This is a genomic window from Burkholderia sp. AU16482 (assembly GCF_002223285.1).
Lineage (GTDB): Bacteria > Pseudomonadota > Gammaproteobacteria > Burkholderiales > Burkholderiaceae > Burkholderia > Burkholderia semiarida.
Map to the genome: position 1 here is coordinate 338513 of NZ_NKEY01000003.1, position 22280 is coordinate 360792.

Below are 22280 nucleotides of genomic sequence, written 5' to 3' on the forward strand. Positions count from 1 at the left end.
TTCCTGTTACTTTATTTGTTTGGCGGGCACGCCAACGGCCGTGCAACCCTCGGAAATATTGCTAACCACAACGCCGCCAGCGCCGATGACAGCTCGCTCGCCAATGACGATTTCCGGAATGACCTTGGTACCGATGCCGAGAAATGTGTAATCGCCGACTACGACGTTGCCGGCCAGCGCGCTTTGAGGCGCGACATGCACCGCGCGTCCGATCCGGCAATCGTGATCGATCGTGGCACCCGTATTCACGATCGACAGGTCACCGATGCTTGCCTCTGCGTTGATCACGGCGCCGGCCATGATTGCTATACCCGAACCGATCGTCGCGCTCGGCGAAATCGTCGCCGACGGGCTGATCGCATTGACGAGCGTGTAACCGTGGCGCAGCGCCAGTGTCGCCAGGCGGTCTCGGAGCCTGTTGGCGCCAATGGCGATGAATACGCGCGCGTAACCTTCGTGCCTCAGCGTCTCTAGATTCTCGTCGCCCTTCAGCACAGGAACACCGACGCATTGTTCCGGACTGTCGGCTCCGCCAATGCAGTAAGCCACGCGTTCGCCAGCCGCCTGCAGCAGTTCGATGCAGACTTTCGCATGCCCTCCGGCCCCAACGACAACAATTTCCTGCGTCATGCGTCCAACCTTTCCCAAACGCCCGAATTCTTTCGGCTGAAAAGCAAATTGATCGAATCACAGGCAAGCAGATTTTCGATGGTCCAGTGCTCCAGCACGCCGGAAACACTATTGATTGCTCGATATTGCAAGCCGTGCGCCGCAAAGGCATTCAACCAGTCGCCGGGCGCGATGCCTGTTCGCTTGAGGTGCGCCGGGCCGAATTCGACGATGATCGCGAGTTCCGTATTGCGCTCGATGAGTCCGGCTGCGGATTCGATGACCTGGAGTTCGGCGCCTTCCGCGTCGATTTTCAGAAGATCGACCTTTTGTGTGGCCGGAACGATGTCGTCTATCTTGACCACGGAGACTTCGACCGGCTCGGTATCCGTGCTCGTGCGTTCGTCAAGCGGGAAAAGGGAATGGTGGCCGCTCGTCGCACCGAGAAACAGTTTGTGATGTCCGGTTTCGTTTGAGACGGCGGCTTGATGAATCTCCACCAGCGACGCAAACCCGTTCATCCACACGGACCGTTCGAGTAGTGCTTTGGTCGGCCCGAACGGCTCGAATGCAATAATCTTTCCTTGACCTTGCATCGATCGCGCTGCGGCAAGCGTATGGAGTCCGATATTTGCGCCCACGTCGATGAAACAGTTTCCTGGCTCGACAAGCTTTTCGATGAGCAGTCGCGTACCGCGTTCCAATTCGCCGGTCTCGAGCAGGGAGGCAAGAAGCGCGTGATCGTTCTCGGCGCAAAGCGCGAAGCCGGCTTCGGTTCTGACAAGCACGGCACCATTGCCGCAGTTGACGGCGACTCGGCGAGCCGTTGCGTGGCTGTAAATCTCGATACGGTCCAGCTTGGGATTGATGTTTGCAAACCACTCGTCAAGCTGTTGTGTCGTTTCGGACACCGCTTGTTGGGTTTCGAGATGGGTCAGACTATGGGACTCGAGCGCCTTCTGATGCGCAGCAACCATTTCCTGGCGAAGGGGGACCTGCGTGTCCCGGAATTCCTGTGCGGTCGTCGACGTTGCCTGTCGAATTTCGTGGGTGACCGCCTGCCGGGTCGTCAGTACATCCCCTTGAATCGACGCTTGCGCCTTCTGAAGCTCCTGCACCATATGAGCGGTCGCTTTCTGCAATTCCTGATGAATTGCAGATTGAGCGTGATGGATCGCCGACTGGGAGGCGAATGCATCCTGCAAGAGCTGGTGGCGAATCTCCTGCAGCTTGGTCAGATTTGCCGACAGGGAGTTCTGAATTTCCTGGCGGAAGTCCTGCTGCAATTCAGCCATCAGATACCGGCGCGCCCTAAGCGCGATAGGGCGGATAGCGGGTTTGAGAAGCCTGTACGTGATTTGCGCCAGCGGGCGCAGCAGTTTCTTCACCTGTTGCCGGATGCTGGTATGCGTTGGATGCGTCGACGCGATGGCGTCGCTTTCGCCCGGATGAGCGGAGGCCGGGGGCGCGTTTCCTGTCGCCGTCGCCTCGTGCTGATGGGCGCGCGCGTCTCGTTTCGTTGTCGATGCAAAGGCAACGCCGACATCAGCGCCAAGCCTCAGATTTTTTTTCATTGGGGAATCCCGATCCGGCGTGTCTAGAACTTCAAACTTCAAAGTGAGTCGTGCGGGAATGCATCCGATGTTCCGGGTTGGCGTGTCCGACGACCAGTTCGGTGGCATGCCTGCGTCAGAAATGCGACGAGGATGTCTGATCCGCATGATGCGTTGCAGGCCATCCTTGAAACGATAATTATCTCATTATGTTCCGGGGAACTCCAAACGTGCTCGGCTGCATGCACGCGTCATCGCCGGTTCACATCGCCGTGCTTGTCTCGATAGTGCGCGGCAGTAGGGATCCGCTTCCCCGAAAAAACACGAGAACATTGGGACGCGTCGGAGTGCGCACGGGGCCGCGTGGGGCCTGCGGCAGTACGACTCCGAAGGCATGGCACGTATCATTTCGTGATTGTGCGTCCGGCTGGATCGGCCCCGTTGGAGCACGATATATTCGCCTTAACCGCATGATTATGCAGGATTTTTTTGGCGTTTCGGTGGGGCCGGAGCGTTGTTTCGAGTTGTTAATGGCATGGCCCTTGCGGCGGGGTACTTCTTATAATCGCCGGTCCGTCGCAAAATTCGCATTTCTTGACTTTGATACCTACGGTGACCGGTTAAAATCCGGGCCTGACGAGGCTCGGGCGTTGCCACCCGTGATATGTCATGCGACGAGCGCCCCGACCGGGCGTGCCGCACATTTCTAGAGGGAGTCCCATGATTCTGGTGACGGGCGGTGCGGGTTTTATCGGTGCCAACTTCGTTCTCGACTGGCTACACCACCACGACGAACCCGTGCTCAATGTCGACAAGCTGACCTATGCGGGCAATCTGCGCACGCTGCAGTCGCTGATTGATAATCCGAAGCACGTATTTGCGCGTGTCGATATTTGCGATCGCGCCGCGCTCGACGCACTGTTTGCCGAACACAAGCCGCGTGCAGTCGTGCACTTCGCCGCCGAAAGCCACGTCGATCGTTCGATCCATGGCCCCGCCGATTTCGTGCAGACCAATGTCGTCGGCACGTTTACGTTGCTCGATGCGGCGCGCGCGCACTGGAGCGGGCTGAGTGATGCCGACAAGGCCGGATTTCGCTTCCTGCACGTGTCGACCGACGAGGTATTCGGCTCGCTATCCCCGACCGATCCGCAATTCTCCGAAACGACACCATACGCGCCGAACAGCCCGTACTCGGCGACAAAGGCCGGCTCCGATCATCTGGTGCGTGCCTATCACCATACGTACGGCCTCCCGACGCTGACGACGAACTGCTCGAACAACTATGGCCCATATCAGTTTCCCGAGAAGCTGATTCCGCTGATGATTGCGAACGCGCTTGCGGGCAAGCCGCTGCCGATCTACGGCGACGGCCAGAACGTGCGCGACTGGCTGTACGTCGGCGATCATTGCAGTGCCATCCGCGAGATACTTGCGCGTGGCGTCCCGGGCGAGACGTACAACGTCGGGGGCTGGAACGAGAAGAAGAATCTCGACGTCGTGCATACGCTGTGCGACCTGCTCGACAGCGCGCGTCCGAAGGCGACGGGTTCCTATCGTGACCAGATCACCTACGTGACGGATCGTCCAGGCCACGATCGCCGCTATGCGATCGACGCGCACAAGCTCGAACGCGAACTGGGGTGGAAGCCGGTGGAGACGTTCGAGACGGGGCTGGCGAAGACGGTACGCTGGTATCTCGACAATCAGGCTTGGGTTGACGATGTCGTATCGGGCGAATATCGCAAGTGGGTCGAGACGAATTACGCGCAACGCACTTGAGGGCATGGCCGATGGCACGTAAAGGCATCATTCTCGCGGGCGGTTCCGGCACGCGACTGTATCCGATCACGCATGTCGTATCGAAGCAGCTCCTGCCGGTCTACGACAAACCGATGATCTACTATCCGCTGTCCACGCTGATGGTGGCCGGGATTCGCGACGTACTCATCATTTCGACGCCGCAGGATACGCCGCGCTTCGAGGCGATGCTTGGCGATGGCAGTCAATGGGGGATGAATATCCGCTACGCGGTGCAGCCGTCACCGGACGGGCTCGCGCAGGCATTCATCATTGGCAGGGAATTCATCGGCAACGATCCGTCGGCGCTGATTCTCGGTGACAACATTTTCTACGGGCACGATCTGGCGAAAAAACTGGAGCGGGCGGACGCGAAGGAGTCGGGCGCGACTGTGTTCGCATATCACGTGCAGGATCCGGAGCGTTACGGCGTCGTCGAATTCGACACGCAATTTCGCGCGCTGTCCATCGAGGAAAAGCCAGCCGTGCCGCGCTCGAATTATGCGGTGACAGGCTTGTACTTCTACGACAATCAGGTGTGCGACATCGCCGCCGATATCAAGCCATCCGCGCGTGGCGAACTCGAGATCACCGACGTGAATTCACGCTATCTCGCCGATGGCAAGCTCGACGTCGAGATCATGGGGCGCGGCTATGCCTGGCTCGATACCGGCACGCACGATTCGTTGATCGATGCGGCAACGTTCATCGCGACGTTGCAGAAGCGTCAGGGGCTCGTTGTTGCCTGTCCCGAAGAGATCGCCTATCGCAGACAGTGGATCGACGCGGATCAGTTGCGCAAGCTTGCCGTGCCGCTGGCGAAGAACGGCTACGGGCGCTATCTCGAACACGTTCTTTTGGATCAGGTCGCATGGCAATTCAAGTAACGGCAACGGCGCTGCCGGAAGTCAAGATCATCGAACCGAAGGTGTTCGGCGATGCGCGTGGCCATTTCTATGAAAGCTTCAACGCGCGCGACTTCGCGGAACACGTGGCGGCGGGCGTCGAATTCCTTCAGGACAATCATTCGCGCTCGACAAAGGGGGTGCTGCGCGGCCTCCACTACCAGATTCGGCACGCGCAGGGAAAACTTGTGCGCGTCGTGGAAGGCGAGGTATTCGACGTCGCGGTCGATATCCGCAAGCACTCGCCGAATTTCGGCAAGTGGGTCGGCGTCGTGCTGTCGGCCGAGAACCATCGGCAGGTATGGATTCCGCCCGGTTTTGCGCACGGCTTCGTCGTGCTGTCCGACGCTGCGCAGTTCCTGTACAAGACGACCGATTACTGGTACCCGGAGCACGAGCGCTGTATCGTGTGGAACGATCCTGAGATCGGGATCGAATGGCCACTCGATGTGGCGCCATTGCTGGCGCCCAAGGATGCCGCGGGCGCACGACTCAGCGAAGCCGAGGTGTACGTTTGAGGCCGGATATGAGGCAGCAGCCGACGATTCTCGTGACCGGGGTAAACGGCCAGGTTGGTTTCGAATTGTTGCGATCGCTCCAGGGGCTCGGCCGAGTGGTGCCGTGTGACCGGTCGACGCTCGATCTTTCCGATCTCGATCGTGTGCGCGCTTTCGTCAGGGATCTGAAGCCGTCCCTGATCGTGAATCCGGCCGCTTATACGGCGGTGGACAAGGCAGAGAACGACATCGAGCTTGCGCGACGCCTGAATGTCGACGTGCCGCGCGTATTTGCCGAGGAGGCGGCGCGTAGCGGCGGCGCGCTGATCCACTACTCGACCGATTATGTGTTCGACGGTGCGAAAGCGGGCGCGTATGTAGAGACAGACGCGACGAATCCCTTGAATGCATACGGAGCGACGAAGCTCGAGGGCGAACACGCGATCGCGGCGACCGGATGTGCGCATTTGATCTTGCGCACGAGCTGGGTATATGGCCGGCGTGGCAGCAACTTCCTGCTGACGATGCTAAGGCTGGGCGCTGAGCGCTCCGAGTTGCGGGTCGTTGCGGATCAGGTCGGCGCGCCGACCTGGGCCAGGACAATCGCTGCCGCGACGTCGCACATCGTCGCCCAGGGCGTTGCATCGGTTGACGCCGACTGGTGGGTGCGCCAGTCGGGTATCTACCACTTTACGTCTGCCGGCGCGACCTCCTGGTGCGGCTTTGCCGAAGCGATATTCGCTATCGCGATGGCTTCGCGCGCGCCGAGGGTGGTGCCGATTTCCTCGGATGACTATCCGACGGCCGCAACGCGGCCGGCCAATTCGCGAATGGCACTGGGGAAGCTGACGGCGGCATTTGGCTTGCAGATGCCGGATTGGCGCGATGCATTGCAACTGTGCTTGAGCGAATGACGCGCCGCGGCGCCGTCCGCGCCGGGCGAGACGGGTTGCGGGCGCCCGGGAATGCCTCGGCCCTCCCCGGCGGTTGTTCCGGGCGCCCCGGCCGTTTCCGGGGAAGGTGGTTCGCCGGCTATAATTCTCCTTTCGGCCCGGTCCGATGCGACCCGGCTGACACCGATGCCGGCGGTGTACTGATGCAAATGGCGAAGGCCTCGACCTTGCCAACGGATACTAAATTTCTGGAGTGAATGCGATGTTAATCCCCGTCATCCTGTCCGGTGGTGCTGGCACCCGACTGTGGCCAGTTTCCCGCGAAGGGCATCCCAAACCGTTCATGAAGCTTGCGGATGGTGAAAGCTTGCTCCTGAAAACCTACCGCCGGGCGGCAGCGGCGATCGGCAATGATGGGGAATCCGAGCGTGGAGAACTGTTGACGGTCACGAACCGCGACTACTACTTCATGAGCAAGGACGAGTTCGGCTATGCCGCGCTCGGCAATCAGCAGTCCGGTGTATTCATGCTCGAGCCGACCGGTCGCAACACTGCGCCTGCGGTGGCGATGGCGGCGCATCACGTTGCGGACAAGTACGGGCGCGACGCGCTGATGTTGGTGCTCGCAGCCGATCATCTGGTGCAGGATCAGCAGGGTTTCTCGGCTGCGGTCGCGAGCGCGATCGAACTTGCGAAGCAGGACAAACTGGTCACGTTCGGCATCGTGCCGACGGGGCCGGACACGGGCTTTGGCTATATCGAGGCGGGGGATCGCGTCGGGGACGGCCGCGTGGCGCTGCGCTTCGTCGAGAAACCCGACGCAGTGAAGGCTGCCGAATATGTCGCAGCCGGCAACTACCTGTGGAACTCGGGCATGTTCTGTTTCAAGGCCGGTGTGATTCTCGACGAGATGGCTCGTCATGCCCCGGACGTCGCGACGGCCGCCGATGAATGTTGGGCGTCGCTGCAGTCGGACAAGGGTTCGGCGCAGATGCTCGAGATTCCCGCCGAATCGTTCCAGAAAATGCCCGACATCTCGATCGATTATGCGGTGATGGAGCGTTCGTCGAAGGTTGTGGTCGTGCCGTCCAGTTTCGGCTGGAGCGATATCGGCTCGTGGGGCGCTGTGCGCGACCTGACCGTGCCGGACCAGGACAGCAACCGGGCCGTCGGCGAAGCGATCTTCGTCGATAGCCGGAACACCTATGTGCAGAGCCAGGATCGTGTCGTCGCGGCGGTTGGCGTCACCGATCTGATGATCATCGATACGCCGGACGCATTGCTGGTCGCGAGTCCGGATCGCGCGCAGGACGTGAAGCAGGTGGTAGCCCGCCTGAAGAAGCAGAATCACGATGCCTACAAACTGCATCGCACGGTGAGTCGCCCGTGGGGCACGTACACGGTGCTGGAGGAAGGCCCGCGCTTCAAGATCAAGCGCATTGAAGTCAAGCCGGGCGCGAGCCTCAGTTTGCAGATGCATCATCATCGCAGCGAGCACTGGATCGTCGTGTGCGGGATGGCCAAGGTCGTCAACGGCGATCAGGAAATTTTCGTTCGGACCAACGAATCCACCTACATTCCCGCCGGTCACAAGCACCGCCTCGAGAATCCCGGTGTGCTGGACCTCGTGATGATCGAAGTGCAGAGCGGCGAGTATCTCGGCGAAGACGACATCGTTCGCTTCGAAGACGTATACGGCCGGGCTTGATGCCGGGAATGACGCCAGTCCTTCGGATCTAGCGGGGCTCATGGCGTGAAGCGCCAAGCGGGAATTCCAGTCCAGGTTCGGAATTCCGGCTTGGCGCGGCTGTGCCGTTCTTGACCAGCGATGGCCTGCTCGCGGCGCAGGCGTGCCGCGGGTCTGATGTCGACATATCGCCGCACTGTTGTGCGGGCAAGTTGCCGTGGAGCACATGCGTGAAAGCGCTGGGCTGCGCCCGGAACGCGTTCACCCGTGACGTCAACCTGATCCAGGAGCCGCGCTTCTCGCGGTGCTACTTGCCGGTGGTGGATAATTTCGTCGATGTGGCCTGGCTGCTGGACGATGGTGAGGAGTTTGTCTTAGTGGATAGCTTTTATCGCGCGTTTGAAGATCAGCATCGAGGCTCAAGGGAACTGATCAAAAGTCGGCTGGCGAAATACCGGCCGTTTATTGCACCCCTTGCGACGCTCTATCCGGGCGGAAAAGCGTTCGATCTGGGTTGCGGTCGCGGTGAATGGCTGGAGTTGATGGGCGAGTCGGGGTTCGCCGCGATCGGCGTGGACCTCGATGGCGACATGCTGGAAGCATGTCGGGAGCGCGGCCTGTCGGTATTTCAGGGCGATGCCATCGAGTATCTTGCTGCGCTCGACGCCAATAGTCACGCGCTCGTTTCAGCGTTTCACGTTGTCGAGCATGTGTCGTTTGAGCAAGTTCGACGAATCGTCAGCGAAGCGTTGCGCGTACTGAAGCCGGGCGGTCTCTTGATCCTCGAGACGCCGAACCCCGAAAATATCGTCGTCGCGGGCTGCAATTTCTATCTGGATCCGAGTCACGTTCGTCCGATTCCTTCGGAACTCCTGAGTTTCGTGGGCGAGTATGCCGGATTTGCCAGGGTCAAGCGAATTCGACTGCAGGAGTCCCCTGCGTTGCAGGAAGAGGGGGCGCGGGCCCATCTTATGGATGTGCTCGGCGGTGTCAGTCCGGATTACGCCATTGTTGCCCAGAAATCCTGCGGTGAAGCCGACGCGGCATTTTTCGACGCAGCATTCGATGCCGATTACGGGCTGTCGCTGGCCGAGCTTGCTGCGCGTTTCGAGGCAGGGGCCGCCCGGGCGCACGAGCATGCCGCTGAACAGATCGAGCAGACGCGGCGCGAAATCGGGCGCCTTCATCAACAGACCCAGGGCGAAATCGAGCGCCTTCATGGCGAACTGGGCTTGACTCGCGAAGAAGTGGGCGGCACCCGCCGTGAACTGATGCGGGCCGTTGATGAGCTTGCGCAGATCCGCAGCGACCTGGGCCGTGTCCGGGGCGATCTGGCGCAAGTGACCGGCGAACTGAGGCGGGTCCAGGACGACGCGCAGCACGCCGCGGAGCGATTGCAGGCGGTCTATGGCAGCACGTCTTGGCGTGTCACAGCGCCCATGCGAAGCGCCGTCACGTTCGCTCGCGGAGCGAAAGCGACGTGCAAATCCGGCGTGAGGCGTGTGCTGTTCCGAAGCGTCGCGTACGTCAATCGCAACCCTCGTCTGCGACGATTGGCGGTGCGAGCGCTGGGCGCGATGCCTGGTGTGAAGCAGAGGCTCGTTCGGATCATCGTGGGGGCGCCTGCGCAATCGATGCAGAGAAAGCCGATCGATGATGACGGTTTGACACCCCGCGCGCGCGAAGCGTACATGGCGCTCAAGTCAGCGTTCGCGCCGGACCATGGGGATACTGAATAATGCGTATCGTTGTTGACATGCAAGGGGCGCAAAGCCTCAATTCGCGCAATCGCGGCGTGGGTCGTTACACCGAGTCCATCGTCAAGGCGATGATCCGGAATCGCGGCGACCACGAAATCGTACTTGCACTGAATGGCGCGTTCGAGGAGTCCGCGCGGGTCCTGCGCGAGCAGTTCGAGGCATTGCTCCCGGCGGAGAACATTCACGTCTGGTATGCAGCAGCGCCCGTCGCGCATGCGGATAAAGCCAATGGCTGGCGTCGCCACGCCAGCGAATTGACCTATGAAGCCTTTCTGACGAGCCTGAAGCCTGACTTCATTTATATCGCCAGCTTTTTCGAAGGCTTCGGCGATGATTCGATCACCAGCATTCACGCGCTTCAGACCAACGTCCCGGTCGCCGTCACGCTGTACGACCTGATTCCATACCTCTATGCCAAGCCTTATCTGGAGAATCCTCTTTTCAAGGATTGGTACCTCGAGAAAATCGAACATCTTCGACGCGCGGATTTGTGGTTGGCCATTTCCGAATCGTCTCGCTCGGAAGGGATCGAACATCTGAATTTCTCGCCCGAGTGGTCGGTCAACATGTCCGCCGATGTCGACGCATGGTTCCGTCCCGAGCAGATTTCTGCCGAGCGCGAAACTGCGTTGCGAAGCAAATACGGGCTGACGAAACCGTTCGTGCTCTATACGGGGGGTATCGATCACCGCAAGAACGTCGAAGGCATGATCCGCGCGTTCGCATTGCTGCCGTCCGAGTTGAGGAAGTCGCACCAGTTGGCGATCGTTTGTTCGATTCAACCGGCTAGCCGTGATGCATTGACGCGCCTGGCCCGGCAAGTCGGCCTGGACGCGGCTGATGTCGTATGCACGGGCTTTGTGCCGGACGAGGATTTGCTGTCGCTCTACAATCTGTGCCGCTTGTTCGTCTTTCCTTCGTGGCATGAAGGTTTCGGTTTGCCGGTGCTGGAGGCGATGCGTTGCGGCGCGCCCGTCATCGGCGCGAATACGTCGAGCGTTCCCGAGGTGATTGGCTGGGAGGAGGCGCTGTTCGATCCCAAATCCGACGACGCGATTGCGCAGCACATGCAGCGTGGCCTGACGGACGAGGGTTATCGTCAGGCACTGATCGAACACGGGATGCGTCAGGCGGGCAAGTTCTCGTGGGATCGCAGCGGGCGGTGTGCGCTCGATGCAATCGAGCGGCGGCGTCGGGCTTGGCTCGCCGAAACGCGCGAGCCGGAAGTCCAGTCGAAACGGCCCAAACTGGCCTACGTGTCGCCGATGCCGCCGGCCCGCACCGGGATCGCCGACTACAGCGCCGAATTGCTGCCGGAACTGGCGCGCTTTTACGATATCGACGTCATCGTCGATGCGCAGGCAGCGCGGGAAATACGGCTCGACCAGTTCGCGCCCGTCTCGGTCAAAACGCCGGCGTGGCTGCGCAAACATGCGGCTTCGTACGATCGGGTGCTCTATCATTTCGGCAACTCGTCATTCCACGAGTACATGTTTTCGCTGCTGGAAGCCGTGCCGGGAGTCGTTGTTCTGCACGATTTCTTTCTCTCGGGCGTGCTTGCGCACATGGCCATTCACGGGAACCGTTCCGACGCTTGGTCCAAGGCACTGTATGACGCGCACGGGTACGTCGGCCTGCGGGCACGACATCTGAGCGCGGATATTGCGGACGCTGTCTGGGAGTACCCGTGCAGCTTGGGCGTGGTCCAGAAGAGCCTCGGCGTGATCGTCCATTCTCCCAATTCACTGCGGCTCGCCCGTCGCTGGTACGGCGGGGACGTGGCAGACTGGACCGTCATTCCTCACATGCGCGATGCGCGTATCGCGTCGCATGGCGAGGATGCCCGCGACGCGCTGGGGATCGGCAAGGACGATTTCGTGGTGTGCGCGTTCGGCGGCCTCGGGCCGTCCAAGTTGAATCACCGGCTGCTTGATGCGTGGGGCCGATCGACCCTCGCGCGCGATCGGGCCTGTCATCTGATATTCGTCGGGGAAAATCAGCCGACCGAGTATGGCGAGAAACTCGCGCGCACGATTCGGCAAATGGGAGATCGGGTCCGCATCACCGGTTGGGCCGATGCGCAGATGTTCCGGCGGTATCTGGCGGCAGTCGATGTCGGCGTGCAGTTGCGTACGCTGTCTCGCGGCGAGACGTCCGGGACGGTGCTGGACTGCATGAATTACGGCAAGGCGACGATCGTCAATGCCAACGGAAGCATGGCAGACCTGGATCGCGAGGCGGTATGGATGTTGCCCGACGAGTTTTCCGACGAGCAACTGGTCGAGGCGCTGGAAACGCTACGGTCGGATCCGGCACGCCGGCAACGGATAGGCGCGCGCGCGCGGGACATCATCGTCAACGCCCATGCGCCCGACGTTTGTGCACAACAGTATCGCGATGCCGTCGAGCGGTTCTATCTTCACGCGAACGCGAATCCGGTCGTATTGTCTCGCGCAATCGCGGTTCGCGCCGGTCAAGCCAGCGACGACCAGTTGCGCACGTGGGCGCTGAGCGCGGCGAGGAGCTTTGTTCCGCGCAACAACAAGCGGCAGTTGTTGGTCGACATCTCCGAGCTCGTGCAGGTGGACGCCAGGAGCGGGATCCAGCGTGTGGTGCGCAATCTGCTGAAGGAATGGCTGGATTCTCCGCCCGACGGCTTCCGGGTGGAACCGGTGTACGCCACGACCAAGGACTCCTATCGCTATGCGCGTGAGTTCACGATGAGGTTGATGGGGTTCGACGACGGCTGGCTGCAGGACGAGCCGATCGACTATGCGGCAGGAGACGTATTCGTCGGTCTGGATCTGCAACCGCGGGTCGTCCCAGCGCAGCGGGCGTTTTATCAAACCATGCGATTGCAGGGTGTGCAGGTCAAGTTTGTCGTCTACGATCTGCTCTGCGTGCTGCTCCCTCAGTACTTCGTTCCTGGCGCGGCCGATGGGTTTACGGGATGGCTCGATGTCGTGGCGGAGAACGATGGCGCGTTGTGCATTTCGCAGGCTGTGGCGGCGGATTTGTCGTCATGGCTCGCAACGCACGCTCCGGACCGCGCACGCTCGTTCGAAATCGACTGGTTCCATCTCGGGGCGGATATCGAAAATTTCGCGACGTCTTCGGAAATCCCGCGGGACGGAAGCAAGATGCTTCAACACCTGCGTAATGCCCCGACGTTCCTGATGGTGGGGACGCTGGAACCCCGCAAGGGGCATGCTCAGGTACTTGATGCGTTCGAGCAGCTGTGGCGCGACAATCAGAACGTCAATCTGGTCGTCGTGGGGCGACAGGGCTGGATGGTGGAGGACCTGGTCGCCCGCCTGCGGGCGCACACGGAGCAGGGGCGCCACTTGTTCTGGCTGGAAAATGCCTCGGACGTCTATTTGGAGAAAATCTATGGGGCAAGTTCGTGTCTGATTGCGGCGTCCTATGGTGAAGGCTTTGGTTTGCCGCTGATCGAAGCCGCGCAACATGGATTGGCGATCATCGCGCGCGATCTGCCGGTGTTTCGCGAAGTGGCTGGCGAGCACGCATTCTATTTTTCCGCGCAAGACGGGCGCGAGCTGGCGACCGAGATCGAGGCATGGCTGGAGCTCCGAGCGCAGCAGCAGGAGCCTTCATCTCGCGGTATGCCGTTCCTGACCTGGGCGCAGAGTGCTCGCCAATTGGCAAAAATTCTCATGCGCGATGAAGCGTATTCTTAAAGTAGGATCATTATGTCTAAGAAAACTTCCATCATCACTGGCATCACGGGACAAGACGGTGCTTATCTGGCCGAGTTGCTGCTTGATAAGGGCTACACGGTCTACGGCACCTACCGCCGCACCAGCTCGGTGAACTTCTGGCGCATCGAGGAGCTCGGCATTGCCAAGCATCCGAACCTGCATCTGGTCGAATACGACCTGACTGATCTGTCGGCGAGCATTCGCCTGCTTCAGACGACCGGGGCAACGGAGGTGTACAACCTCGCCGCGCAGAGCTTCGTCGGCGTGTCCTTCGACCAGCCGGTCACGACTGCGGAGATTACTGGCATCGGGCCGCTGAACCTGCTCGAGGCGATTCGCATCGTCAATCCGAAGATCCGCTTCTACCAAGCGAGTACGTCCGAGATGTTCGGCAAGGTGCAGGCGATTCCGCAGATCGAATCGACGCCGTTCTATCCGCGCAGCCCGTATGGCGTGGCGAAGCTGTACGCGCACTGGATCACGGTGAACTATCGCGAGAGCTACGACATCTTCGGTTGCAGCGGGATCCTGTTCAACCACGAGTCGCCGCTGCGCGGCCGCGAATTCGTCACGCGCAAGATCACCGACTCCGTCGCGAAGATCAAGCTCGGCCAGCTCGACGTACTCGAACTGGGCAACATGGATGCGAAGCGCGACTGGGGCTTCGCGAAGGAGTATGTCGAGGGTATGTGGCGCATGCTGCAGGCCGACGAACCGGACACGTACGTGCTGGCCACGAACCGTACCGAGACCGTGCGCGATTTCGTGAGCATGGCGTTCAAGGCGACGGGTGTCGACCTCGAATTCAAGGGCAGTGACGAGCAGGAAGTCGGTATTGATGTCGCCACCGGCAAGACGCTGGTTCGCGTGAATCCGAAGTTCCATCGGCCGGCCGAAGTCGATCTGTTGATCGGGAATCCCGAGAAGGCGAAGCAGAACTTGGGCTGGGAGCCGAAGACGACGCTCGAGGAGCTGTGTGCGATGATGGTTCAAGCAGATTTGCGCCGAAATGAACGCGGCTTCTCGTTCTGATACGCCGCGCGCCCTGGTGACGGGGCTCGGCGGCTTCACCGGCGACTATCTCGCGAAGTCGTTGCAGGCGGCCGGCTATCGCGTGTTCGGCACGACGCACGGCTCCGAGGCGACCGGAGCCGGCATGTACCGGGTCGATCTGTGCGACCGGGCGGCGCTGGCAAAGGTCGTCGCGGACGTGCAGCCGGACGTGGTCGCGCATCTCGCTGCGGTGTCATTCGTCGCGCACGGTGATGCGGACGCGATATATCGCACCAATGTGGTCGGCTCGCGGAATTTGCTGGAGGCGCTCGCGAGTCTGGCAAATCGTCCGCGAGCAATTCTGCTGGCGAGCAGCGCCAATATCTATGGCAACGCGGCGGTCGAGGTCATTGACGAATCCGTCGAGCCGAATCCCGCGAACGATTACGCGGTCAGCAAACTGGCGATGGAATACCTGGCGCGCCTGTGGCAGGACAAGCTGCCGATCGTCGTTGCGCGTCCGTTCAACTACACGGGCGTCGGGCAGTCGCCGCAGTTTCTGCTGCCGAAGATAGTCGGCCATTTCCAGCGCGGCGAGCGTGTGATCGAACTCGGCAATATCGATGTCGAGCGAGATTTTTCCGACGTGCGGCGCGTGGTGGATGCCTATCGGCGTCTTCTGGAACAAGCGCCGGCTGGCGGCGTGTTCAACGTTTGTTCGGGCCGGGCGGTGTCGCTGAAGGCGGTGATCGCGATGATGGAGCAGATCGCCGGCTACACGATCGACGTCCAGGTCAACCCCGCGTTCGTACGTGCGAACGAAGTGCGCCGATTGCAGGGCAACGGTGCGCGGTTGCAGGCCGCTATCGGGCAGCTCGACGACATTCCGCTGGAGAGTACGTTGCGCTGGATGTTCGAAGCGGGGCGTGGGTGAGCGTCGGTTTCGGTATGGTCGCGTCGGTTTCGCGTGGTGCGTACGCCGTCTCGGCAGGTGCACGTCGGCAGTTTGTCGAACGGGCGGGGTGCAACGAGGTATCGATGTCGGTCGGCCGGATTGTACGATTCCCCGCGTTCGGCGGCCGCGTTCGCGTCGCTTGCGAGTCGGCCCGGATGAGGAGCAGCACGTGAAGTTGGGGGTGGATATCACCTGGATGGTGGGCAACTACCGCGGCATGGGGCGATTCGCCCGGCAACTGGTGGAACCGGTCAGCGCGTCGGTGCTGGGTCTGGCGCCGAGCGGCGTGAGTGCCGACGAGTGGCCGTTCGTCAGTGACGGTCACGGTTTCTTCCCGTGGTGGGAGCAGGTCGAGTTGCCGCGCTTGTGCCGTGAGCAGAAGCTCGACTATCTGCTATGCCCGTATAACACGGGGCCGCTGCGGTCCACGGGCAGCACGCGGGTGATCGCGGTCGTCCATGACCTGATCTACATGAAGCCGTGGCATGTGCTGCCGCCGGCGCGATCGTTGTATCAGACCGTTGGGCGGGTTTACCGTCGTCAAGTGGTGCCTCGGCTCGTTCGCCGGGCCGACGCCGTGCTCACCATCTCACGCTTCACACAGCGAGAGTTGATGGAGCGGTTCGGGTTGCGCGAGGCGGACGTCCCTGTCATTCCGTGCACGATTTCGGACGACTGGTTCGCGCCGCCGGTCAGTCGGCCTGCCCGCCAGCCGTATCTGTTCACGGTAGCGGGAGAAGTGCCCAGCAAGAACGTTGACCGTTTGCTGCAGGCTTTCGCGATGGCGAGGCCCGCACTGGGCGATGACGCACGGCTCAGGATCGCGGGGATCAAATCCGACCATCACGCGCACTTTCTCGGGCGAGCGAATGCGCTTGGGCTGGGGGGCGTCGTCGAACTGCTGGGCTACGTGTCGCGAGAGGATCTGCGGCAGCAGTACCGCCACGCCCGCGCGTTCGTCTTTGCGTCGTTGTTCGAAGGGTTCGGGATTCCATTGCTGGAAGCGATGGCGTCCGGTACACCGGTCGCATGCAGCAACACGACGTCGATGCCCGAGATCGTCGGCGAGTGCGGCCTGCAGTTCGATCCTTATTCGGTCGAGGACATGGCCGAACAGATCCGCCACGTATGGGGCGACAGTACGCGATTCGACGTGGCGGTCGGTGCCGGCATGGACCGCGCACGCACCTATTCGGCGTCTGCCGTTCGTCCATCGATTCAGGATTTCTGGGCCCGCCTGTCATGAGTCAGAACAAGAAGAAACTGCTGGTGCTGACGCCGCGGTTTCCGTATCCGGTGATCGGCGGCGACAAGCTGCGGATCTACCATCTCTGTCGCGTGCTGTCCCGCCATTACTCGCTGACGCTGCTGAGCATGTGCGAGACCGACGAAGAAATGCATGCCGTGTTGCCGGACGACGGCGTGTTCGACCGCGTCGAACGGGTCTTCCTGCCTCGCCGGCTGTCGTACCTCAATACGCTGCTCGCGTTGCCGACCCGCACGCCGTTGCAGGTCGCGTACTACCGCAGCCGTGCATTTGCGGCGGCGGTGGCGAGATTGCTGCCGTCGCATGATGGCGTATTCGTGCATCTCGTGCGCTGTGCCGAATATGTACGCAAGTCGGACAAGCCGCGCATCCTCGAAATGACCGACGCGATCTCGCTCAACTACAGTCGTGTGAAGCAGTTGAAGAACGCACGAGGGTTGAAGTCGCGCGTGTTCGGTATCGAGGCAAAGCGCCTGCTCGACTACGAGCGAACGATCGTCGACGACTTCGATCTCTCGGTGCTGGTTTCCAGAACCGATCGCGACTACCTGTTTCCCGGCGCGTCGGGCAAGAACGTGATGGTGTGCTCGAACGGTGTTGACCTGTCGGGCCTGCCGTACACGCCGCGCAGCATGGCGAGCCGCGTCGTGATTTTCATCGGCGACATGCGCACGGTCCAGAACCAGGATATGTGTCACTTTTTCGCCGGGGCCGTGTTGCCGTTGCTGCGCCAGCGTGCCGACTATCGTTTTCGGATCGTGGGGTCGATCGTACCTGCACTCGCCGAACGATTTCGCGCGTACGACGGCGTCGAAGTGACCGGCCGGGTCGAGTCGGTTGCGCAAGCTGCGTCAGACGGCGCAATCGGCGTATGTCCGATGCGCATCGGCGCGGGAGTGCAGAACAAGATTCTCGAGTACATGGCGCTCGGGCTACCCGTCGTTACCACGTCGCTGGGCCATGAGGGCTTGGGTGCTGAAGGGGGGCGGGAACTGTTGATCGCCGATACGCCGGAGGAATTTGTCGATTGCATCGAACAACTCGTCGCCGACGAGGCCGCGTCGGTAGAGATGGCGGCGCGAGCGCGCACCTTCGTCGAACGTGAGCATGGGTGGGAGCGAATGATTGCGCCGCTCGTCGAAAAGGTGAATGCGTTGCTGGCTTGATCGCTGTCGTGCCCGTCGCGGCCCATACGCGTACGGCTCGGTTGCAAGTAGCGGTTCGAGCGCCGTCGGCCCGGCTATTCGAGGCGCCCGGCTTGGAGGCCGCGAGCCGGCACGGTTACAATTTGGCGCGCGTCCGATTGAACCCCCGATGCCGGCGACGGCGGTCTTCTTTCATGAGGCCGTGTCCGGGGCGGGGCGACCCCGGTCACATCAGCGGTGCAGCATTTATGTCCGATTCAGAGGCCGCGCATCGATTCGTATCGGCCCTGCCGCGGGCGGGTGCGCGGTGGTGCGAATCGATGACGGTGTCCACGATCGATATCCTCCTCGTTTTCGAGAGCCATCCGTGTTCTTCTTTGGCCCCCTTCCCGTATGCGTGCGCCCGCTGGGCACAAGCGGCCCCACCTGCGATGTAGCGCGTGGCGTAGTGACGCGCGCGCTTGACGCTCCGATTTCGTGCGTGGTCATCGGCAGTGGCATCAGGCGGTTATGTAGCGATGTCCGCCGGCTGAGTCGGAGGCGATCATGACGCATCTCGTTGTCACCGGCGCGAACGGCTTCGTCGGCCGCGCAGTTTGCCGTCTCGCGCTGGACGCCGGGCACGCTGTCACGGCACTCGTGCGGCGGCCGGGCGGATGCGTCGACGGCGTACGCGAGTGGGTGCATGGCGGCGCCGATTTCGATGGCCTCGCCGAAGAATGGCCGGCCGACCTGACCGCCGATTGCGTGATCCACCTCGCCGCGCGCGTGCACGTCATGCGCGACGAGTCGCCCGATCCCGACGCCGCATTCGACGCGACCAACGTCACGGGCACGCTGCGTCTCGCCGAGGCCGCGCGCAAGCATGGCGTGCGTCGGATCGTGTACGCGAGCAGCATCAAGGCGGTGGGCGAAAGCGACGGCGGCGCACCGCTGTCTGAAAGCGTGCGCCCCAACCCACAGGACGCATATGGTCGCTCGAAGCTGCGTGCGGAGCAGCAACTCGCGCGGTTCGGCGCATCGGCCGGGCTCGATGTCGTCGTCGTGCGGCCGCCGCTCGTCTACGGCCCGTCCGTCCGTGCCAATTTTCTGCGAATGATGGATGCGGTGGCGCGCGGGATGCCGCTGCCGCTCGGTTCCGTCTCCTCGCGCCGCAGCATCGTCTACGTCGACAATCTCGCCGATGCAATGCTGCAATGCGCGACGAACCCGCACGCGGCCGGTGAATGCTTCCACGTTGCCGATGACGACGCACCGTCCGTCACGGGCCTGCTGCGTCTGGTCGGCGACGCCCTTGGCAAGCCGGCGCGGCTTCTGCCGGTTCCGGCCGCGTTGCTCCGTGCGCTCGGCAAGGTGACCGGCCGTAGCGCGGCGATCGACCGCCTGACCGGCAGCCTGCAACTCGATACGGGCCGGATCAAGCGCGTGCTCGGTTGGCAACCGCCTTATACGACCCGGCAGGGCCTCGAAGCGACCGCCGCATGGTATCGTTCGCGCGATACACAACGATAGTCGACATGCCTTTCCCGATATTCACGTGGCCCGTTGCGGTGGCGCTGGCCGCCGCCATCGCATCGACGGCCATCTTGCGCGTGCTGCTCGCGACCGGCCTCGCGTGGCGTCTTGCCACCGACATCCCGAACGATCGTTCACTCCATACGCTGCCGACTCCGCGCGTCGGCGGGTGGGGCATCGTGCCGGTTTGCATCGTCGCGCTGCTGGCGCTGGCGCCGCACCTGTGGCTGATCGCGGTCGCCGCCGCCGCGCTTGCCGCGATGTCGCAGATCGACGATCGGCGCGGGCTACCGGCCCGCGTGCGGTTCTCGGTGCACCTGGCGTCCGTCGTCGCGCTGATCGCTGTCTACCCGGCCGATGCGCCGTGGTGGCTGCTCGTCGGCGTCGGCTTCGTGATGGTTTGGCTCACGAACCTGTACAACTTCATGGACGGCGCAGATGGCCTCGCGGGAGGTATGGCGCTGTTCGGCTTTGGCGCGTACGCGGTCGCGGCGTTGACGGGCGCGCATCCGTCCCCCGATCTCGCCTTGACCGGGGCGGCGGTGGCCGGCGCGGCGTTCGGCTTCCTGCTACTCAACTTCCATCCGGCCAGGCTGTTTCTCGGCGATGCAGGTTCAATTCCGCTCGGTTTCCTGGCCGGGGCGCTCGGCTATTGGGGCTGGCGTACGGACGTCTGGCCGATCTGGTTTCCGGCCCTGGTGTTCGCGCCCTTTATTGCGGACGCGTCTGTAACACTTTTGAGACGTCTGTTACGCGGCGAAAAGTTCTGGCAAGCGCACCGGGAGCACTATTATCAAAGGATGGTCCGATCGGGCGTAGGTCACGGACGGACCGCTCTTTATTGGTACCTCATCATGCTCGCAGGCATAATCGTCGCCGTGTGGGCAAAGGGCCGCCCGGAATGGCAGCAATGGCTGTCATTCTTCGCGTGGTACGCCATCCTGGCATGCATGGGATGGTCGATCGACATGCGCTGGCGCCGGTTTCAGGCGGCCGCCGAAAACAATTCGTGAGGTTTCCCGCCGATGTTGCGATCCAAAGCATCGTGGCTGTCACTGAGTGCTTTCCTGTTCGACCTGACGGCCGTTGTCGCGTCGTGGTTGTTCGCTTATCTCATCCGTTTCAACGGCAGCGTTCCGTCTGATTTCCTGAGCGGCGCGCTGATGGCCCTCGTCTGGGTGCTGCCGGTCTACGCGCTGATGTTCCACCTGTTCGGCCTGTACCGCGGGCTGTGGGTATTTGCGAGCCTGCCCGACCTGATGCGCATTTCGAAGGCAGTCGTCGGCGGTGGCGTGATCGTGATGATCGGTGCCGTGATGTTCCAGCCATCGCCGATCATCCCGCGCTCGGTGCTGCTCGTGTCGCCGCTGATGCTGTTTCTTGCGATGGGCGGGGCGCGCGCGCTGTATCGCGCGACGAAGGAGTTCTACCTGTACGGCGGGCTGGTCGGGCAGGGCAAGCCCGTGTTGGTGCTCGGCGCCGGCACGGCCGGCGCGAGCCTCGCGCGCGAGCTGTCGCGTTCGGGCGAATGGCGTCTGGTCGGCTTGCTCGACGACGACGTCACCAAGCAGGGGCGCGAGATCTACGGCTACAAGGTGCTCGGCTCGTTCAACGACCTGAAGCACTGGACAGACGCGCTGAAGGTCGAATACGCGATCATCGCGATTCCGTCGGCATCGGTCGAAACGCAGCGCAGGGTGGCGACGCTGTGCGTGCGCGCCGGTGTGAAAGCGATGGTGCTGCCGTCGCTGACCGCATTGATGCCGGGGCAGGGGTTCCTGTCGCAGGTCCGCAATATCGACCTCGAGGATCTGCTCGGTCGTGACGCGGTGACAATCGATACGCCGCACGTCGAGGCGCTGCTGCGCGGTCGCGTCGTGATGGTGACGGGCGCGGGCGGCTCGATCGGATCGGAACTATGCCGGCAGATTCTTCGTTTTGCGCCGGCGCAACTCGTCGCGTTCGACCTGTCCGAATACGCGATGTACAGGCTTGCTGAAGAGTTGCGCGAGCGTTTCCCCGACCAGCCGGTGGTGCCGATCATCGGCGACGCGAAGGATTCGCTGTTGCTCGACCAGGTGATGTCGCGCCATGCTCCACACATCGTGTTCCATGCGGCAGCGTACAAGCATGTGCCGCTGATGGAGGAGCACAACGCGTGGCAGGCGCTGCGCAATAACGTGCTCGGTACGTATCGCGTCGGGCGCGCGGCGATTCGTCACGGGGTGCGTCATTTCGTGCTGATCTCGACCGACAAGGCAGTCAATCCGACCAATGTGATGGGCGCGAGCAAACGTCTTGCCGAGATGGCCTGTCAAGCGCTGCAGCAAACGAGCGGCGGCACGCAGTTCGAGACCGTGCGCTTCGGCAACGTGCTCGGCAGCGCAGGCAGCGTGATTCCGAAGTTCCAGCAACAGATCGCGAAGGGGGGGGCCGGTGACGGTCACGCATCCCGAGATCACGCGATTTTTCATGACGATCCCGGAAGCATCGCAACTCGTGCTGCAGGCATCGAGTATGGGACACGGCGGCGAAATCTTCATTCTCGACATGGGCGAGCCGGTCAAGATCGTCGATCTCGCACGTGATCTGATCCGCCTGTACGGGTTTTCGGAAGGCCAGATCCGGATCGAATTCACGGGTCTGCGGCCGGGCGAGAAGCTTTACGAGGAGCTGCTCGCGGATGACGAAACGACGACGCGCACGCCGCATCCGAAGCTGCGGATAGCGCGCGCACGGGAAGTGCCGGATCATCTGCTCGATGAATTGCTGCCGTGGCTGATGCAGAACCGCGTGCTGAGCGACGACGAGGTGCGGCGCGATCTGCGGCGCTGGGTGCCGGAATATCAGACGGCCGCAAGTCCTGCCCTTCAAGCCGTATCGGCGTTGTTCCCGCCGAAGTCCGCGGCGCGAGGATAGCGGACGCGGGTACTACCAAGCGTGCCCGCCGACCGTAGCCATTTTTGAAACCATTCTTGGATA

The 22280-nt window shown here is 62.0% G+C and carries 15 protein-coding genes and 1 pseudogene; 14 read left to right on the plus strand and 2 right to left on the minus strand.

Annotated elements, in window-relative coordinates:
* Positions 1-6 precede the first annotated feature (6 nt).
* Positions 7-630, minus strand: coding sequence for an acetyltransferase (locus CFB35_RS03980; RefSeq protein ID WP_089464591.1), 624 nt, complete (start codon positions 628-630; stop codon positions 7-9).
* Positions 627-2183 (minus strand): FkbM family methyltransferase, encoded by a 1557-nt coding sequence (locus CFB35_RS03985; protein WP_179231714.1) that lies wholly within the window; start codon positions 2181-2183, stop codon positions 627-629. Before CFB35_RS03985 ends, CFB35_RS03980 begins: the two co-directional genes overlap by 4 nt.
* 699 nt (positions 2184-2882) lie before the next feature.
* Here CFB35_RS03985 and rfbB point away from each other — a divergent pair.
* The 14 genes and pseudogenes from rfbB to CFB35_RS04055 all read left to right on the plus strand — a co-directional run bounded on the left by rfbB (position 2883) and on the right by CFB35_RS04055 (position 22217).
* Complete coding sequence (gene rfbB, locus CFB35_RS03990) at positions 2883-3944, plus strand: dTDP-glucose 4,6-dehydratase (RefSeq protein ID WP_089464593.1); 1062 nt, start codon at positions 2883-2885, stop codon at positions 3942-3944.
* 11 nt (positions 3945-3955) lie between these two features.
* Positions 3956-4849, plus strand: coding sequence for a glucose-1-phosphate thymidylyltransferase RfbA (rfbA, locus tag CFB35_RS03995; RefSeq protein WP_059574201.1), 894 nt, complete (start codon positions 3956-3958; stop codon positions 4847-4849).
* Positions 4834-5385 carry a dTDP-4-dehydrorhamnose 3,5-epimerase gene (gene rfbC / locus CFB35_RS04000; RefSeq protein WP_059574200.1) on the plus strand — a complete coding sequence of 184 codons (552 nt, stop codon included), beginning with the start codon at positions 4834-4836 and terminating at the stop codon, positions 5383-5385. Before rfbA ends, rfbC begins: the two co-directional genes overlap by 16 nt.
* An 8-nt stretch (positions 5386-5393) precedes the next feature.
* Positions 5394-6278 (plus strand): dTDP-4-dehydrorhamnose reductase, encoded by an 885-nt coding sequence (gene rfbD / locus CFB35_RS04005; RefSeq protein WP_089464594.1) that lies wholly within the window; start codon positions 5394-5396, stop codon positions 6276-6278.
* A 241-nt stretch (positions 6279-6519) separates the two neighbouring features.
* Positions 6520-7965: a mannose-1-phosphate guanylyltransferase/mannose-6-phosphate isomerase gene (locus CFB35_RS04010; RefSeq protein WP_059574198.1), complete on the plus strand. Its 1446-nt coding sequence runs from the start codon at positions 6520-6522 to the stop codon at positions 7963-7965.
* A 209-nt stretch (positions 7966-8174) separates the two neighbouring features.
* Positions 8175-9683, plus strand: coding sequence for a methyltransferase domain-containing protein (locus CFB35_RS04015; protein WP_226093713.1), 1509 nt, complete (start codon positions 8175-8177; stop codon positions 9681-9683).
* Entirely contained in the window at positions 9683-13402 is a 3720-nt protein-coding gene (locus tag CFB35_RS04020) for a glycosyltransferase (protein WP_089464595.1), read from the plus strand. Before CFB35_RS04015 ends, CFB35_RS04020 begins: the two co-directional genes overlap by 1 nt.
* A 12-nt stretch (positions 13403-13414) precedes the next feature.
* On the plus strand, positions 13415-14455 hold the full coding sequence (gene gmd, locus CFB35_RS04025; protein ID WP_059574196.1) for a GDP-mannose 4,6-dehydratase: 1041 nt from the start codon (positions 13415-13417) through the stop codon (positions 14453-14455).
* Complete coding sequence (locus CFB35_RS04030; protein ID WP_059574195.1) at positions 14433-15350, plus strand: NAD-dependent epimerase/dehydratase family protein; 918 nt, start codon at positions 14433-14435, stop codon at positions 15348-15350. Before gmd ends, CFB35_RS04030 begins: the two co-directional genes overlap by 23 nt.
* 190 nt (positions 15351-15540) lie before the next feature.
* Positions 15541-16617: a glycosyltransferase family 1 protein gene (locus CFB35_RS04035; RefSeq protein WP_059574332.1), complete on the plus strand. Its 1077-nt coding sequence runs from the start codon at positions 15541-15543 to the stop codon at positions 16615-16617.
* Between the two features lie 50 nt (positions 16618-16667).
* A complete protein-coding gene (locus tag CFB35_RS04040) occupies positions 16668-17804 on the plus strand; it encodes a glycosyltransferase family 4 protein (RefSeq protein ID WP_226093715.1) in 1137 nt (378 codons plus the stop codon).
* A 525-nt stretch (positions 17805-18329) separates the two neighbouring features.
* Positions 18330-19295, plus strand: coding sequence for an SDR family oxidoreductase (locus CFB35_RS04045; protein WP_059574193.1), 966 nt, complete (start codon positions 18330-18332; stop codon positions 19293-19295).
* Positions 19296-19300: 5 nt separating this feature from the next.
* Positions 19301-20311, plus strand: coding sequence for a glycosyltransferase family 4 protein (locus tag CFB35_RS04050; protein WP_059574192.1), 1011 nt, complete (start codon positions 19301-19303; stop codon positions 20309-20311).
* 12 nt (positions 20312-20323) lie between these two features.
* Positions 20324-22217: pseudogene (locus CFB35_RS04055) on the plus strand (polysaccharide biosynthesis protein).
* The last annotated feature ends 63 nt before the right edge of the window (positions 22218-22280 follow it).

Coding starts and splice junctions, on each gene's coding strand:
- CFB35_RS03980 (WP_089464591.1), bottom strand. CDS start 630: ATGACGCAGGAAATTGTTGTCGTTGGGGCCGGAGGGCATGCGAAAGTC.
- CFB35_RS03985 (WP_179231714.1), bottom strand. CDS start 2,183: ATGAAAAAAAATCTGAGGCTTGGCGCTGATGTCGGCGTTGCCTTTGCA.
- rfbB (WP_089464593.1), top strand. CDS start 2,883: ATGATTCTGGTGACGGGCGGTGCGGGTTTTATCGGTGCCAACTTCGTT.
- rfbA (WP_059574201.1), top strand. CDS start 3,956: ATGGCACGTAAAGGCATCATTCTCGCGGGCGGTTCCGGCACGCGACTG.
- rfbC (WP_059574200.1), top strand. CDS start 4,834: ATGGCAATTCAAGTAACGGCAACGGCGCTGCCGGAAGTCAAGATCATC.
- rfbD (WP_089464594.1), top strand. CDS start 5,394: ATGAGGCAGCAGCCGACGATTCTCGTGACCGGGGTAAACGGCCAGGTT.
- CFB35_RS04010 (WP_059574198.1), top strand. CDS start 6,520: ATGTTAATCCCCGTCATCCTGTCCGGTGGTGCTGGCACCCGACTGTGG.
- CFB35_RS04020 (WP_089464595.1), top strand. CDS start 9,683: ATGCGTATCGTTGTTGACATGCAAGGGGCGCAAAGCCTCAATTCGCGC.
- gmd (WP_059574196.1), top strand. CDS start 13,415: ATGTCTAAGAAAACTTCCATCATCACTGGCATCACGGGACAAGACGGT.
- CFB35_RS04030 (WP_059574195.1), top strand. CDS start 14,433: ATGAACGCGGCTTCTCGTTCTGATACGCCGCGCGCCCTGGTGACGGGG.
- CFB35_RS04045 (WP_059574193.1), top strand. CDS start 18,330: ATGACGCATCTCGTTGTCACCGGCGCGAACGGCTTCGTCGGCCGCGCA.
- CFB35_RS04050 (WP_059574192.1), top strand. CDS start 19,301: ATGCCTTTCCCGATATTCACGTGGCCCGTTGCGGTGGCGCTGGCCGCC.